Source organism: Legionellales bacterium (assembly GCA_026125385.1).
Taxonomy (GTDB): Bacteria; Pseudomonadota; Gammaproteobacteria; order JAHCLG01; family JAHCLG01; genus JAHCLG01.
In genome coordinates, this window is sequence record JAHCLG010000001.1 from 118,359 (window position 1) to 132,086 (window position 13,728).

19 protein-coding genes are annotated in these 13,728 nt (G+C 37.4%); 18 read left to right on the forward strand and 1 reads right to left on the reverse strand.

The features are described from left to right. Nucleotides 1–3: 3 nt before the first annotated feature. Together KIT27_00465 and KIT27_00470 are read left to right on the forward strand one after the other, a co-directional pair. Nucleotides 4–1,245 carry an MFS transporter gene (locus tag KIT27_00465; protein ID MCW5588109.1) on the forward strand — a complete coding sequence of 414 codons (1,242 nt, stop codon included), beginning with the start codon at nt 4–6 and terminating at the stop codon, nt 1,243–1,245. Beyond that, entirely contained in the window at nt 1,224–2,420 is a 1,197-nt protein-coding gene (locus tag KIT27_00470) for a beta-lactamase family protein (protein ID MCW5588110.1), read from the forward strand. Before KIT27_00465 ends, KIT27_00470 begins: the two co-directional genes overlap by 22 nt. Nucleotides 2,421–2,445: 25 nt before the next feature. Here the strand turns inward: KIT27_00470 and KIT27_00475 are convergent, their stop codons facing one another. Further along, a complete protein-coding gene (locus tag KIT27_00475) occupies nt 2,446–2,967 on the reverse strand; it encodes a hypothetical protein (protein MCW5588111.1) in 522 nt (173 codons plus the stop codon). Nucleotides 2,968–3,072: 105 nt separating this feature from the next. On the opposite strand from KIT27_00475, the gene KIT27_00480 reads away from it, so the two are divergent. The 16 genes from KIT27_00480 to KIT27_00555 all read left to right on the forward strand — a co-directional run bounded on the left by KIT27_00480 (nt 3,073) and on the right by KIT27_00555 (nt 13,677). Further along, a complete protein-coding gene (locus KIT27_00480; GenBank protein MCW5588112.1) occupies nt 3,073–3,471 on the forward strand; it encodes a hypothetical protein in 399 nt (132 codons plus the stop codon). A gap of 475 nt (nt 3,472–3,946) precedes the next feature. Continuing rightward, nucleotides 3,947–4,459, forward strand: a complete 513-nt coding sequence (locus KIT27_00485) for a hypothetical protein (protein ID MCW5588113.1) — start codon at nt 3,947–3,949, stop codon at nt 4,457–4,459. After that, nucleotides 4,425–4,742, forward strand: coding sequence for a hypothetical protein (locus KIT27_00490; GenBank protein MCW5588114.1), 318 nt, complete (start codon nt 4,425–4,427; stop codon nt 4,740–4,742). Before KIT27_00485 ends, KIT27_00490 begins: the two co-directional genes overlap by 35 nt. 42 nt (nt 4,743–4,784) lie before the next feature. Beyond that, on the forward strand, nt 4,785–5,561 hold the full coding sequence (locus KIT27_00495) for a hypothetical protein (GenBank protein MCW5588115.1): 777 nt from the start codon (nt 4,785–4,787) through the stop codon (nt 5,559–5,561). Nucleotides 5,562–5,670: 109 nt separating this feature from the next. Next, complete coding sequence (locus tag KIT27_00500; GenBank protein MCW5588116.1) at nt 5,671–5,859, forward strand: hypothetical protein; 189 nt, start codon at nt 5,671–5,673, stop codon at nt 5,857–5,859. Continuing rightward, nucleotides 5,822–6,643: a TIGR03759 family integrating conjugative element protein gene (locus tag KIT27_00505; GenBank protein ID MCW5588117.1), complete on the forward strand. Its 822-nt coding sequence runs from the start codon at nt 5,822–5,824 to the stop codon at nt 6,641–6,643. The genes KIT27_00500 and KIT27_00505 overlap by 38 nt, the downstream gene beginning before the upstream one ends. A gap of 88 nt (nt 6,644–6,731) precedes the next feature. Next, nucleotides 6,732–7,427 carry a murein L,D-transpeptidase catalytic domain family protein gene (locus tag KIT27_00510; protein ID MCW5588118.1) on the forward strand — a complete coding sequence of 232 codons (696 nt, stop codon included), beginning with the start codon at nt 6,732–6,734 and terminating at the stop codon, nt 7,425–7,427. Between the two features lie 45 nt (nt 7,428–7,472). Next, nucleotides 7,473–8,105: an integrating conjugative element protein gene (locus KIT27_00515; GenBank protein ID MCW5588119.1), complete on the forward strand. Its 633-nt coding sequence runs from the start codon at nt 7,473–7,475 to the stop codon at nt 8,103–8,105. Nucleotides 8,106–8,110: 5 nt separating this feature from the next. Then, nucleotides 8,111–10,123, forward strand: a complete 2,013-nt coding sequence (gene traD / locus KIT27_00520) for a type IV conjugative transfer system coupling protein TraD (GenBank protein MCW5588120.1) — start codon at nt 8,111–8,113, stop codon at nt 10,121–10,123. A 26-nt stretch (nt 10,124–10,149) separates the two neighbouring features. After that, on the forward strand, nt 10,150–10,806 hold the full coding sequence (locus KIT27_00525; protein ID MCW5588121.1) for a DUF4400 domain-containing protein: 657 nt from the start codon (nt 10,150–10,152) through the stop codon (nt 10,804–10,806). A 31-nt stretch (nt 10,807–10,837) separates the two neighbouring features. After that, on the forward strand, nt 10,838–11,515 hold the full coding sequence (locus tag KIT27_00530; GenBank protein ID MCW5588122.1) for a hypothetical protein: 678 nt from the start codon (nt 10,838–10,840) through the stop codon (nt 11,513–11,515). After that, entirely contained in the window at nt 11,502–11,867 is a 366-nt protein-coding gene (locus KIT27_00535) for an RAQPRD family integrative conjugative element protein (GenBank protein ID MCW5588123.1), read from the forward strand. Before KIT27_00530 ends, KIT27_00535 begins: the two co-directional genes overlap by 14 nt. Next, nucleotides 11,864–12,100 carry a hypothetical protein gene (locus tag KIT27_00540; GenBank protein MCW5588124.1) on the forward strand — a complete coding sequence of 79 codons (237 nt, stop codon included), beginning with the start codon at nt 11,864–11,866 and terminating at the stop codon, nt 12,098–12,100. The genes KIT27_00535 and KIT27_00540 overlap by 4 nt, the downstream gene beginning before the upstream one ends. 111 nt (nt 12,101–12,211) lie before the next feature. Next, complete coding sequence (locus KIT27_00545; GenBank protein MCW5588125.1) at nt 12,212–12,595, forward strand: hypothetical protein; 384 nt, start codon at nt 12,212–12,214, stop codon at nt 12,593–12,595. Between the two features lie 36 nt (nt 12,596–12,631). Further along, nucleotides 12,632–12,985 carry a DUF3487 family protein gene (locus KIT27_00550; protein MCW5588126.1) on the forward strand — a complete coding sequence of 118 codons (354 nt, stop codon included), beginning with the start codon at nt 12,632–12,634 and terminating at the stop codon, nt 12,983–12,985. A 62-nt stretch (nt 12,986–13,047) separates the two neighbouring features. After that, entirely contained in the window at nt 13,048–13,677 is a 630-nt protein-coding gene (locus tag KIT27_00555; protein ID MCW5588127.1) for a TIGR03746 family integrating conjugative element protein, read from the forward strand. The last annotated feature ends 51 nt before the right edge of the window (nt 13,678–13,728 follow it).

Here is a 13,728-nt window from a genome sequence, read left to right on the forward strand (position 1 = left end):
CGTATGAAGCATTTAATTTTAAAAAACAACAAAAATGTTGGTTCTGCTTTCACTAGGGTTCTGGCAAGCTATTTTATGTCAAATGTGGCTGATAGAGCGGCTTTTATTTTTTTATCTTGGTTTGTCATAAAAAATTATGGCCCAAACTCCCTAAATTATTTTATTTGTTTTTCCTTAATACCACACCTGATTTTTATCAAATTATCACATAAGGCAAATAATCAATTTGGGCCAGTTAAAGTATTTATATTTTCCGATTCAATTAAGTTGCTACTGTATTTAATTTTGTCTATTTTGATATTGTTTCATGTTAGCTTGAATGTTTTTTTACTTTCTATGATAGGATTTTTTGCAAATATGGGTTCATCATTTTTTAATCCAGCAGCAATGGCTATGCCTACTTTTCTTTCTCAAGATAAGTTGGATAGACAGTCTATGACTGCCTATTTAAGCTTGTCATTATCACTGAGTGTAATATTAGGCCCCTTGCTTTCCTCGTTGTTTTTACTAATCTCATATAAAAATTTCCTTTTTGTTTTCTTAATTATTGTAGGTATTTACCTGTTACCAATAATAAATAATTTTATTGTTAATAAAAATTGTTACCAGTTCAGATCAGAGTCAAATTCTTTAAAAATTTCTATTATTAGTGCTTCAAAAAAATATCCTGATGTATTTTACTTGCTAGCTTGTTTTTTTCTAATAAATATTGTTTTTGTCCCAATTCAATACTTTATTCCTCTATATGTTAAAAATAATTTTTATTTGCATGGAGGTTATATGTTCGCTTTGTTTGAAGCATCGATTGGGTTTGGTTCATTTATTGGTGCCGCATTTGTATCCAGAATAAAAAGGCACCTTGATAGTATTAAAATACTATTTACCACATTTTTATTTACAGGAATTGCTTATTTTTGTTTTGGTCTGTCAATTAATATGCTTTTCTCTATCGTTTCATTATTTTTTATGGGTGTATTTTTGGCTGTTGGTAATGTTTTTGCCATAACTTATTATCAGAATAGAGTTCAGCATAACTATGTTTCTCTTATCATGTCTCTGGTGAACCTGATTTCAGTATCAGTTGCACCTTTAGCAATATTTCTTTCTGGGCAAACCGTCAGGTTTTTTGGTCTGCCTATTTCTGTTAAGCTATATGCACTTTTTACGGTGCTAATTTCAATAGCGATTTTATTTGCGCGCTTATTACTAAAAAGGGAGGCAGAATGCGAATCCGTAACTATTTGATATATAATATATTATTTTTGTCTTTGTTCTTTTCTGCTACTTTTGCTTATGCTAACGAAGTAGAAGCTCGTACCACAGTTTTAAACAATATCTTGGTAACCGAAAAAGGGCAGCAAAAAGTTTTAACCCTTCAACAAGCAATGGCTCATTTTAAGGTTCCAGCAATCAGCTTTGCAATCATTCAAGGTAACAAAATTATTTGGGCGGATGCTTTTGGCTATACAAATTCACACAAGACGAAAAAAGTTAACACAACAACTTTATTTCAGGCAGGCTCTATGTCTAAGTCAGTTGCAGGCATGACCGCATTGGCTTTAGTAGATAAGGGTGTATTAAAGCTTGATGAGCCAGTAAACCCATTACTCAATTCTTGGAAAATTAATAAACCAGAAAAGTATAAGCATGCCTCAGTGACATTGAGGGAGCTATTAAGCATGTCATCAGGCTTAGATGTGGGAGGCTATTATGGTTATGAACCTGGAGAGGCATTGCCATCCTTAGTTGAAACTCTCAAAGGAGAAAAGCCTGCTAATAATTCAGGGGTAAAATTAACGTATGAGCCTGGTACTAAATATTTTTATTCTGGAGGAGGGTATGAAGTTATTCAATTGCTTATTAAATCTCAAGCCTCACATTCTTTTCCTGATAACGTTCAAAAATTTATATTAACCCCGCTGGGTATGCTGCATAGTAATTATGATCAGCCATTAGCGCCAAAGTTAATGGATAATGCCGCTTGGGCTACAGGTAGCAATGGAACTAGCTTTCCATACAAATGGCGAGTTGTACCAGAGTACGCTGCTGGGGGATTATGGAGTACTTCTAGCGATTTCGCTAAATTTGTTATAGCTGTTATGAAAGCTTATGAGGGTAAGCCGAATGCCTTTTTATCACAGCGTATAGCTCAGGAGGCGCTAACTCAACAAAAAAACACGCCATATGGGCTAGGATTTGTAGTTGCTGGTTATGGCAGCAAATTGCATTTTATGAAGTTAGGACAGAATGCAGGTTATCAAGGTTGGCTTGTCGGTTTTCCTAATACTAAACAAGGTGCAGTTGTTATGACAAATTCTGATAATGGGAGAGAGCTTGCTCAAGACTTAATTTATTCTATTGCTAAAGCTTATAAGTGGCCTACAAGTGGAAAATTAAAAGATGCTTGGATGATACAATAATCATAAATATGTATTAATATTGGTTTTATTCATCCTGGATATTTTTTAGAAATGTATTAACAGCGACTTGCACAAGTTTTTCTTTGGTGGATTGATCTTCGTCCATACTTGATATGTCGCTATAAATATAAGCAGCAGCTTTAGCAAGTTTTTCTGCATCTTTTGATTTAAGTTGAAATTTCTTGGAAAAAAGCTGCTGTAATATTTTTGATAGTAATGAAGTGTCTAGTGCAGTTTGGAGTAATTCATTAATCTTTAGACGCTTATCAATCTCTTTCTCTGAAAGCTTTAATATTTCTTTTGTCTTTTTCTGATTAGCCTTAGATAAAGGGCTGCCTTCCCCTGTTTCAATCCAGTGAGCAGTGACTCCAAATGCTTCACTATAGAGTTTTAGAAAATCAGAGGTAGGGTGGCGACGCCCTTGGGTATGCTGGGCAAAGGTGAGGTAAGGTATATCATACTGTTCACAAAATTCTTTAGCTGTTTTAAATCCAGCAGCTTTCATGGCTGCCTTAATTCTTGCGCCAAGAGCATGGTCTCGTTTCATCGTTTTTTCACCCTGTTGTTGTCCAAACATTGACTACAAGGTTAGTATATGACATAATTATGTCGAAATCAAATGTATTTTATATCGAACTCGGAGGTAACTATTATGGCCTATTCGACTGACTTATTGACCACTAAAAAGCGTTTAACCCAATGGGGACATTGGTGCCATCAAATCATTACCATGGGGCTGGGATATTCTAATCAGTCTCTGATTGCCAAATTACAAGCCGAAGGAGGGGTGATCGTTCGGGGCACGACTAAGATGCTGATACCTACGAATAAGCAGGCAGAAGAACTCAATGATCTGATCGAGCAACTAGCCGCAGAGCAACCCGATGGGGAGGGCAAAGCAGAATGGGCGAAAGTGATTCGTATTCACTACACCATGCCGGATAAAGATGTTCAGGAGCGGATCCAATACACTTCCCTGCCAAGAAGCACCTACTTTCGTTACTTGAAAGACGCACAGAATTGGTTATCGAAATACATTACCGTTCACTAAAACCAATTAAATTTTTATCAGATAGTAAAACAAAAGCGTTTGATTGACTTCAGGCGCTTTTTTATTTTATTTTTAATCGCCCTGAAACAGGTTGATTTATTTTAAAATAAATAAAAAATCTCAAATCATTTCCAAACTCTTAAAATAATTTATAACAGATTCAAAAAAATTCAAAATAAGTCTCAGTTATAAAAAATATTTTCATTAAAAGAATTTCGGAAAACTTCAAATCGCTTCAAATAACTTCTAAAAATGTAAAACAAAAAAGCGATCAAAATAAAATTATTTGAAAAAAGAGTTGCATCTTGATTTGTTTTTTTGTAAGATGCACATGTAACTTCAAAAAAGTTTAAACAAAGCCCCGATAGAATAAATCTCTCGGGGCTTTTTTGTTTCAGAAGAAAAACTTTCCTTCTCTCATCTAAATTACATTTCAAATATTTTAAATCAAAAAAATAATTGAGGTTTTATTACTATGCGTAAAGATCAACTCAAGCGTTGTGTCTTGAGTGGTTTTCTGTGCCTATCTATTTTGTTTGGCACATCAGCGAGCTTTGCCAATAATGTAACTATCGGGCGTTATTTGTCAGTTGCTGAAAAACCACAAGGTGCACAGACACAATTATTACAACAGCAAATTCAAATCAAATTTCCACAAAACATATTAACGATAAAACAAGCAGTCCAATTTATTTTGCAGTTCAGTGGTTATCACTTAGCTGATGATCAAGTCATGAATAAGCCTGCGCTGGCAATGCTCAATCAGCTACTCCCTGAAGTGGACAGATCATTTGGCCCCATGACGTTAGATCAAGGTTTAACAACATTATCGGGTGAAACATTTTATTTATTAGTTGATCCAGTGCATCGATTAATCGCCTATAAAATTAAAATTCCTTATCAACTACTTTATGTGAAACACACCATTTCAAAGAACATTACAGGATCAAAAAATGAATACAAGCAGACTCATCGAACAATCAAATAAAAAAGCCGATTACTTAATAGGATTAAAAGCACTCGAATCGCATGTTGATCCTGAAACTTTTGTTTATATTCTTCGCTCAGTTTATGGGATTGTATTTAAATCCAGTGAACTCAATGAAAACAAAGAGCAACTTCAAAGAAGAATTAGAAATTTTGAAACACAATCCAATTTACCAGGTTTTATGTCAGCACTGCCTATTAAGGAATTTCTTGCACAATTAGAAGATGCACAGTTCTTTTATCCTGTTAGGCGTCGTGAAGTCACGCTGCCAACCTTTCATTAATTTATAACTTTGTTTCTCCCTTTAATTATTGAGGAAAACCAAATGAAAATTTCATTGAATAAAGATGCTATCAATAAGCTGAAGCATCAGATCAAATTAAAATCACGTTTAATTTATCAGTTTTTTAAAACTGCTTATCAAAAACTTAATAAGCAACAACGTATCGCTCTATCAATCGTTGTTGGGCTGATAATATTATTGTTAATCGTGATAGGGTTAAGTTCTGGTTCTGATATAGCGAAAAAATCAACTTCAAATAACCGTTATCCTGTACGCTTTGAAACGCAGCCATTAAATAAACAACAAAATAAAACCGTTAATCCAGAAAATAGCATCATAGCTGCTAATAACGCAAAGTTTCAGGCGCAGTTAGATCAATTAAAGGCTATCTCCAGTGCTCAATATGCTGCTGTAAAAAATCAACTTCAATCTATTCAATCCAGTATGTCTTCACTGGCCTCTCAGCAAGATGTACAGCAATTAAAGCAAAATGTTTCAGCACCTGATGAGCAACTGCTCGGAAAGGTTAATAGCCTTCAAAGTTCGGTGCAGAAAATCATCAAACAAACTGAAAAAAAGACTTGGGTAACGCCTCAATCGGTGGAACGCTATTTTAGGTTAGTAGCTGTCCAAGGGTTTAGCGATGGCATGCGTACCATCATCGATGTCGATGGTAACCAAACCACCTTAAGTGTTGAGCAAATTTGTCCGGCTTGCAGAGGATGGGCACTGCAAAGTATGAACTTTTCTCAGCAGAGTGCCATTTTTTCAAAACAAGTAGGCAATCAAATCCTTTATGTGAAATTACGAGCAAATTAATGAGGACCCTATGAAAAATTATCTCACACCATCCATGCGGCATATAAAACTAATCAGTGTCATGGGAGCTATTGTGATAGGAACCAGCTTGCTTACAGGCTGCGCTAACATGATGCATCGACTAGGTTATATGCCCATACAACCCTCGCATTCTAAAGCTTGCTTAATAGCACCCGTATTAATTACCAACTTAAAAAAAGACGACTATCAAAGGCAATATCAGTTGCCCGATGGTCGTAACTGTTCGGAGATCAATGGTCATGAACAAGCTCAAGTACAAAAACCAAAATCAGCATAAACACATTTGTAACCCGTTACCATTATTGTCAGGTTTTATATTTTGGTTTTTAAGTTTTACTACACTTCCTGCATTGGCCGATACTCTCCAATTGGTGCAAACACAACAAACTCAAGATCAAATTGTTCAGAGTCTACCAATACAAGATAGCTTAAAAGATCAAGCCAAGATGTGGGGGCTTACAACGGAAGCATTTAAACACTATTTGTGGTTGATGAAAAATACGCCCAGCGGTTATTGGTATAAAGACTTAGATCCGACTGAAGTATTAGCACTCAATGCTAAAGATCCCAATGACATGATGCAATACGCTAAGATTCAAGCGCATAACATGCATGCGCGTGTCACGAGAGAGCTAGCGTTTAATAGTATTTATTCGAAAGCTTATAAAAAATTATATCCCAATGAAAAACCCATCATGACACCTGGCTCAATGAATTTGCAGAGTAGCGCATTACAAGCCGGTGATCGAGTTTGGCTATTTGTCGGTATTCATACACCATTAGGTCGCTTTGCTTATCAGCATCTAATAAAAACGATTCAAGCAACACCCGATACCGTTCTTGATATCTATTTTGTCGGTAAACACGTTAATCAAAAGAGCATTGAAACATGGGCTGCCAATATTGGCATACCCCCTGATATTGTGAACAAACAAGTCACATTAAATTATGGCAATAGTCGATTTGAAAGCATATCCAAAGGCAAAAAGGGAAACCTGCCTTTCGTCGGCGTTGTTCATAACTCGCATTTTCAGCCGATCACACTATCGTCTGTTCTCTAAATTCATTTCTGAATAAAAGCCACTGCCTCGCTTAAATAGCGCGAGATCAAAGCTTTCTTTTTTTCAACAACAAAATGAGGTTTATGCTATGGCCATTCCATTGAATGTTGCTGTTGTTAGTATCGTTTTAGCTACGGGTCTTTCAGCCCATAATGCTGTTTTCGCAGCTCCTACTGCAACAGCCAGTGCAACACCCAGGTCAATCATACAAAAAATTGAAAAAGATAATCCACAATTAAGCATCGCTGCGCTTTTAGCGGGTGTTCGCGCTTATGATCATTTGCGATTACAAGGCAAAGACAAACAACAACAATTAACTATTGTTAATTTTAATCGACCGTCAAATGAGAAACGACTATGGGTTATCAACATGAAAAACGGCAACACAGAGTATTTTACCTATGTGGCTCATGGACAAAATTCAGGTTTAAACGTTGCAAAACATTTTTCTAATCGACCTAATTCACACGAAAGTAGCATTGGTGTGTATCTGACCGGTAAAACTTACTACGGGAGAGGTGGTCACTCCATGCGATTACGTGGTCTGGATAAAGGTTTTAACAGTAATGCATTTACACGCGATATCGTCATGCATCCAGCTTGGTATGTTTCCCAAACTTTTGCTGAACAATATGGACGAATCGGTCGCACCTATGGATGTTTTGGCATTAGTAAAGCAATCGCTCAAAAAATTATTTCTACAATTAAAGATGGCACGGTGATGGTGGCTTATTACCCTAGTGAAAAGTGGCTGGCCTCATCTCAATATGAGCAACTGTTATAGATCCTATTTTTAATAATCGAGTTGAGGTAAAGCGTTATGCGTTGCATGGGTTTATTAAATAATATAATCAAAAGTTGGCGATTCCTTTTAGGCTTTTGGGTTGTAGCCTTTTTGGTTGTTTTAGTCTCCTTTCCAACCATTCTATTAGCCAAACCAGCAAGCACTGCTGTTATCGCCAATGGGGCTCATGCAACGCACCTTATTCGAGATTATTTAAAAGCACATCCAGCAGACATCGAGGCAGTTGAACAAACACAAGATGACACAATTGTTGCGCTTGACCAATTACAACAATTGTCGAATGAGACATTAGCAGAGAAAATTGCGAAAACTCAACCGAAAAATGCAGTATTGCCTAAAGTCTTCCCTGTGCGTTCGCCTGCGCTGACACCAGGTAAAGTCATGTCAAAGCCTATTCACGTGACATTGCCACAACCAATTTTTATCGTCGGTGATGATGCCATGTCAAAAGCATGGTTAAGACAGTATCAGCAACGTTTGGCAAAACTGCGTGCGAAAGGATATGTGGTGAATGTATCTTCAAAAGAAGCTATGCAGGCTTTAACGGCTGCTTTTAGCCATTTATCACTCATGGCAATACCAGGCGATTCCATCGCTAAGAATTTAGGGCTTAAACATTATCCAGCTTTAATTTCAAATAATTTAATTGAACAGTAACTATAATGAAAACACACGCATTAGAAAGTTTATTAAGAGCACCTATTGAATGGTGGTCGAGCGTAATCTGCATTTTAGCTGGTTTGTTCATATTAAATATGTCCAGCCAATTATTGTTAAGTCATTATGTGAGTGAAAGCTTAGGAGTAACATTATTTGCGATAGGACTGTGGCGTTTTTTTCAAGGGCTAAAGGTATTTCGCTATCAAAAAAACTTAAAACGTTTACCGTTTTATAGTCTAAGCTCGACTGAATTACCGATCAGCCATCAGACATTATTTTTAGGCAAGGGCTTTAAATGGGAAGCCAAACATACACAACGGTTACGTGATTTAAAGCAAAATGGTCGTGAGCGTTATTTAAAACCTGGTAAAGCCTATCAATGGGCAAGACGATTTGAATGCAAACATGAACATGACAATAATTCATTAAGTCGTTTTTTATCGAGCCAAAGCGTGTTTAACCCTGTACGACCGTTGCCACCGGTAGGCGGCAATCCTGCTATACATGGTATTGAACCTTTAGAAAAAGATGTTTTCTTAAATTTGTCGGAACGGGTCGGTCATACCATGATATTAGGCACAACACGCGTCGGTAAAACTCGACTTTTAGAACTCATGATTGCCAGTGATATTCGTCGACAAGATTCCGCCGTCATTGTATTTGATCCTAAAGGTGATACAGAATTATTAAAACGTATTTGTTATGAAGCTAAAGAAGTCGATCGAGAAAACGATGTGATTGTTTTTCATCTGGGCTACCCAAGTGTGTCTGCCCGCTATAATCCGATTGGTAATTTTGCACGTATTACAGAAGTAGCTAATCGTGTAGCTAATCAATTACCCAGTTCGGGTGAATCGGCTGCATTCAAAGAGTTTGCGTGGCGGTTTGTCAATATCATTGCTAATGCGTTGGTTGCGTTAGGAAAAAAACCTAGCTACAAAGATATGGATAAATATATTTTAAATATTGATCCGTTATTACTAGAATATTGCGAACGATGGTTACCTAGTATTGATTCCGAGTGGAAGCAAAAAGTCGAACAACAAGCCAAGAGCATTGACGTCAAAAATTTGCCGTTTCATTTAAAGGCTCGCAGTCCGTTTATGATTGCATTGGTTCGATTTGTCGATACATTAAAGCTCGATAATGTTATCTATGATGGACTAAAAGCTATTTTTAATTATGATCAAACCTATTTTCAAAAAATTACGGCATCACTATCGCCCTTATTTTCAAAATTAACAACAGGCCGAATTTCAGAGCTGATATCACCTGATTACTGTGATCTGAATGATGAGAGACCGATCTTTGATTGGTTGCAAGTCATTAGAGGCAAGAAGATCGTTTATGTAGGATTAGATGCGTTGTCGGATAGCACTGTAAGCTCTGCTGTAGGTAATAGTATGTTCGCCGATTTGTGTTCTACTGTCGGTCAAATCTATAAATTTGGCGTGCAAGACGGTATTGCAGAAGCTGAACATAAAAAAACTCTCAATAAGGTGAATGTTTACAGTGATGAGTTTAACGAGCTTGCGGGTGATGAATTTATTCCCCTTGCGAATAAAGGCGGTGGCGCTGGTTTACAACTTACCGTAGCAACACAAACGGGATCCGATGTGCTCGCTAGACTAGGTAGTCAAGCTAAAGCAAACCAAGTATTTGGTAATTTCAATAGTCTGATTTGTTTGCGAGTGCTTGAAGAAAGCACCGCTCGTTTACTCACCGATAAATTGCCGCAGCGAGTTCAGGTGAAGGATATGGTGCAATCGTCTGGAGCAAGTGATGCATCAACCTTAACAGAAGGTGCTCATTTTTCAAGTCATACGGAGGATCGTATCACAACTACAGAAGTGCCTTTGATCTCGTCTGATGATTTGATGCAATTACCCAAAGGACAAGCCTTTTGTTTATTAGAGGGTGGTCAACTCTATAAAGTGCGTTTTCCATTACCTAAAAATGATATGGAAGCCATGCCAGAGAGCGTAGAAGCACTCGTTCATTCTATGCAACCGTAACCGATGAATATTAAATTGAGTTAGCTATGAAACAACAACGCGCTCCAACAGTATTGGAATTATGGTTTTGGTTGGTTACAAGAATCATTGGCTGGCTTTTTATGGGTTGTTTAGGTTGCATAGTCGTATGCATGGTAATGATTAATTTGCATGGGCAAGCAGGAATTTATACGCTAAACCAATTGGAGCAAAATGACTATCACACTGTCATAAGCAATATGACTAATAATCATACTGTTTGGGTGTCTCAATGGATACAAGCTATTCCTGAATCGATAACTCAGCCTAATATTCATTTGCCTGTCATAAATAGTGATTATCAGCATAAACTATGGCTTCAGTTATTACCTTTTATTCATGCGACACTGGGTGGGGCGAAGTTATTACTCATTCGTTTATACCTACTTCTACGCTGGTCGATACTGTTTGTAATACTCGGGGTTGTCGGTTTAATCGATGGATTAGGTAGACGTTATATTCGACGTATGGCGGCTGGTCGAGAAAGCGCTTTCATTTATCATCATGCAAAACCGTTAATCATGCTGAGTCTTATTCTTGGCATTTTTATGGTTTTAATGCTACCGGTATCCATCATACACACAGAATGGATAGTGATGACATCTGCAATGACTTTTGGTTTGGCGATACAAATCACCACAAAAAGCTTCAAAAAATATCTTTAATCGATAATCCCGATTTAAACGGAGAAATAGTATGTTATTAGTTCAACAGAATAACAGTAGAGATGATTTGCTTGGAGAAAATGAAATTTCTAGTCAAGTGTATCAAAATCGTTTTGATCAGCATCAACGAAATGCGTGCGCCTATGTAAAACAAACGGGGCTTGTTTATGATGCTATCTGCCTTGCACAAAATAAAAATATCAATCGTTGGGCATGGCATTATGCGCATAGCGAGGGACATCCTGCTATTGTTACACTGTGTGCTTTTTGGGATTGTTACCAAACAGAAAACAGTTTACATGAAGCCAGAATCCCTTATATACAATTATTCTTTGGTCAAGAAAACTATTGCTCACTGATTCCTAGTGGCATTGAAATACCTTTAAAAGTAAAAGATGAGAAAACACAGCATCATTTAAAAATGGCCAGTGTCTTATTTGGTCAGCATTTTCTAGTGACCTATTTAGCGGGTCGACACATTACCGCTAGACAATCTAACAAAAACTACCTCATTCATCATAGTGTACATGATATTCCGTTATTCAAAGAACCATTGGTCTTTGGGGCTAAAAATTTACTGGCTTTTGATCACCAAAATAACCTGGCTTGGCAGACATTAAAGGCATTACACAATTTCCCCAAACGGTTTCCTAAAATTTGGCAACAGTTAAAACAACAACACGAGGTCAAGCACAATGAAATTCATTAAAAAATACAGTTTATTAATCAGTTGCCTTGCATTGTTTCTGATGAGCGGTGTTAGTTTTGCTAATACTGAACAAATGAATGCCACATTGGCTCGTATCAGTCGGCTGTTAAATCAGGTGAATCCGTTAATTAATTTGGCTGAAAAACAACAAGACCCCAATGCTAGGGTTAAATTCCAATTTGATGGGTTACGTTATGATGTTGCTAAAATTCAATCGGGCATCGCTCAAGCGATTAATCGTGTTTCAATACAATCTAGGGTCATTAAACCACTGTCTGGCGACTATTTGCCTATGTCTGAGTCGGTATTAAAAAAGCAACCGTCGCTTAACAGTGAGGATTCAACACCATGACTCCAGCACAACAACAATCCTTTTACATGGCAAGCGGCATCCATGCCGACAGCTTAAATTTTCTGTTGCGCTTGAGCGCCGGTTTACTCATTATCGTTGTCAGCATTTTTATATTGATTGGTCTGATTAAATTACTCGAAGATGGCCAAATACAAGATCGCTTACGCTTTATGCTGTATTTATTCAGTTTAGCCAGCCTACTCATGGTGTTTTTTAGCTTTGTTGTCGCTTAGTCGGTAACGTCTTTTATTGAAAAAACATTTATTTCAATCACTGCTAATCGAACGATTAGCGCTGAATAACTTCTTCCAGTTATTTTAACTTGCTTCATAGCGGAGGCTTTTATGATGAAACTATTGCACAAAATAGGGAGTATCCTCAAAGAAAAATATGAATTTTTTATGGGATTTTTCATACTTTGGTTAAGTGGTTCAGCGTTTGCTGCTCCAGGTGATAATCCATTCCCTACGATTGATGTGCAAGGCGGTGATGTGGTTAAAGCTGTCGGCACACACATGGAAACCAGCATGAAATACGCCATGATTGGTGGCGGTATTATTATGATGTTGGTGGGTATTGGCGTGATTATGCATCGATTACGTGAGGATTCCAGTAATAAAGAAACAGGAAGCTTCCTCACCACGCTGGTGATTTCAGGATTGGCGATTACGGTCGGCATTATTTTGATTGCGATTGGTTGGAGTGCGGCGAGTTATCAACCCACCTAATTCCGCCACAAGTATTGAATAAATGGGTATTTAAAAATGCAAAACCATCTACCGGATATCTTGGCTTCCCGATTGAACTTTGACGTTGTCTCCTTCCGTGGGAATACCCGAAAAGAAATGATTCTGATCGGTGTCATGAGCTTGATCTTTACCGTGTCAGTGCTAGGGTTGCTCACGAAACTGCTTTTTGGCCTGTTTTTAATCGGTTTAGGATTGAGCTTTCCAGCCGCTATTCCTGTCGGTTGGATTTTTGCAACCGTTATGCAAAAACTCAAAGATGGAAAACCCAAAGGTTACGTGAAACAGCAATTTTTGTTGTGGCTTGATTCTCAAGGCATCAAGCCATCACCTTTTATTCGATACAGTGGCAAATGGCAAGTACGCCGCTAATTTCTCTCGGTATTCTGATTTAAGGACTATTCACCAAGAATGTTTCGCTGGAGATTTATTTCATGAAATTTTTAAATGCACTAGAGCAGGCGAAAAAGCATGTTCGCACACTTTGGAGTGTGATTATCTTATTATTTCTGGTTAACGCATTGGCGTTATTGGGTTGGATGCATTCACAATCCAAAATTAAAATTGAAGTACCACGCCAAATTCCAGTAAGTGGACTTACTATTACGCAAGGCGAAGTGCCACCAACAACCGTGTATAGTTTTGCGTTCTATGTTTGGCAAAGTATCAATCATTGGTCTCAAAATGGTATGCAAAACTATAAGGCTCAAATTACGCAGTTTTCACCGTTTTTAACGCCCAGTTTTAAATTAAAATTGATTCAGAATTATAATTATTTATTGAACGAAGGGGAATTACAAGATCGGCTTCGGCTGATGCAAGGCATCTCTGGTAGTGAATATTCCCCACACGATGTGAAATATATGGGGCATGGTACCTGGATTGTTCATCTAAAAATGCATTTAACCGAAATGATGAATACCAATGCTAAAATTGTGAAAGACGTTCAGATGAATTACACCCTAAAAATCGTACGCTACGACGTCGATGCCGAACAAAATCCTTGGGGCTTAGCGATTGCCGGTTTTGAAGAAAGTCCTGAACGCATCAAAACTATCATTTAATCAAAATCACTTTTTATTTCATTGATTAGATTACTTTTCATCAAGAGGTTC

Excerpts from the sequence above, each read along its gene's own strand:
- KIT27_00465 (MCW5588109.1), top strand. The coding sequence starts at position 4 with ATGAAGCATTTAATTTTAAAAAACAACAAAAATGTTGGTTCTGCTTTC.
- KIT27_00470 (MCW5588110.1), top strand. The coding sequence starts at position 1,224 with ATGCGAATCCGTAACTATTTGATATATAATATATTATTTTTGTCTTTG.
- KIT27_00475 (MCW5588111.1), bottom strand. The coding sequence starts at position 2,967 with ATGAAACGAGACCATGCTCTTGGCGCAAGAATTAAGGCAGCCATGAAA.
- KIT27_00480 (MCW5588112.1), top strand. The coding sequence starts at position 3,073 with ATGGCCTATTCGACTGACTTATTGACCACTAAAAAGCGTTTAACCCAA.
- KIT27_00485 (MCW5588113.1), top strand. The coding sequence starts at position 3,947 with ATGCGTAAAGATCAACTCAAGCGTTGTGTCTTGAGTGGTTTTCTGTGC.
- KIT27_00490 (MCW5588114.1), top strand. The coding sequence starts at position 4,425 with ATGAATACAAGCAGACTCATCGAACAATCAAATAAAAAAGCCGATTAC.
- KIT27_00495 (MCW5588115.1), top strand. The coding sequence starts at position 4,785 with ATGAAAATTTCATTGAATAAAGATGCTATCAATAAGCTGAAGCATCAG.
- KIT27_00500 (MCW5588116.1), top strand. The coding sequence starts at position 5,671 with ATGATGCATCGACTAGGTTATATGCCCATACAACCCTCGCATTCTAAA.
- KIT27_00505 (MCW5588117.1), top strand. The coding sequence starts at position 5,822 with ATGAACAAGCTCAAGTACAAAAACCAAAATCAGCATAAACACATTTGT.
- KIT27_00510 (MCW5588118.1), top strand. The coding sequence starts at position 6,732 with ATGGCCATTCCATTGAATGTTGCTGTTGTTAGTATCGTTTTAGCTACG.
- KIT27_00515 (MCW5588119.1), top strand. The coding sequence starts at position 7,473 with ATGGGTTTATTAAATAATATAATCAAAAGTTGGCGATTCCTTTTAGGC.
- traD (MCW5588120.1), top strand. The coding sequence starts at position 8,111 with ATGAAAACACACGCATTAGAAAGTTTATTAAGAGCACCTATTGAATGG.
- KIT27_00525 (MCW5588121.1), top strand. The coding sequence starts at position 10,150 with ATGAAACAACAACGCGCTCCAACAGTATTGGAATTATGGTTTTGGTTG.
- KIT27_00530 (MCW5588122.1), top strand. The coding sequence starts at position 10,838 with ATGTTATTAGTTCAACAGAATAACAGTAGAGATGATTTGCTTGGAGAA.
- KIT27_00535 (MCW5588123.1), top strand. The coding sequence starts at position 11,502 with ATGAAATTCATTAAAAAATACAGTTTATTAATCAGTTGCCTTGCATTG.
- KIT27_00540 (MCW5588124.1), top strand. The coding sequence starts at position 11,864 with ATGACTCCAGCACAACAACAATCCTTTTACATGGCAAGCGGCATCCAT.
- KIT27_00545 (MCW5588125.1), top strand. The coding sequence starts at position 12,212 with ATGATGAAACTATTGCACAAAATAGGGAGTATCCTCAAAGAAAAATAT.
- KIT27_00550 (MCW5588126.1), top strand. The coding sequence starts at position 12,632 with ATGCAAAACCATCTACCGGATATCTTGGCTTCCCGATTGAACTTTGAC.
- KIT27_00555 (MCW5588127.1), top strand. The coding sequence starts at position 13,048 with ATGAAATTTTTAAATGCACTAGAGCAGGCGAAAAAGCATGTTCGCACA.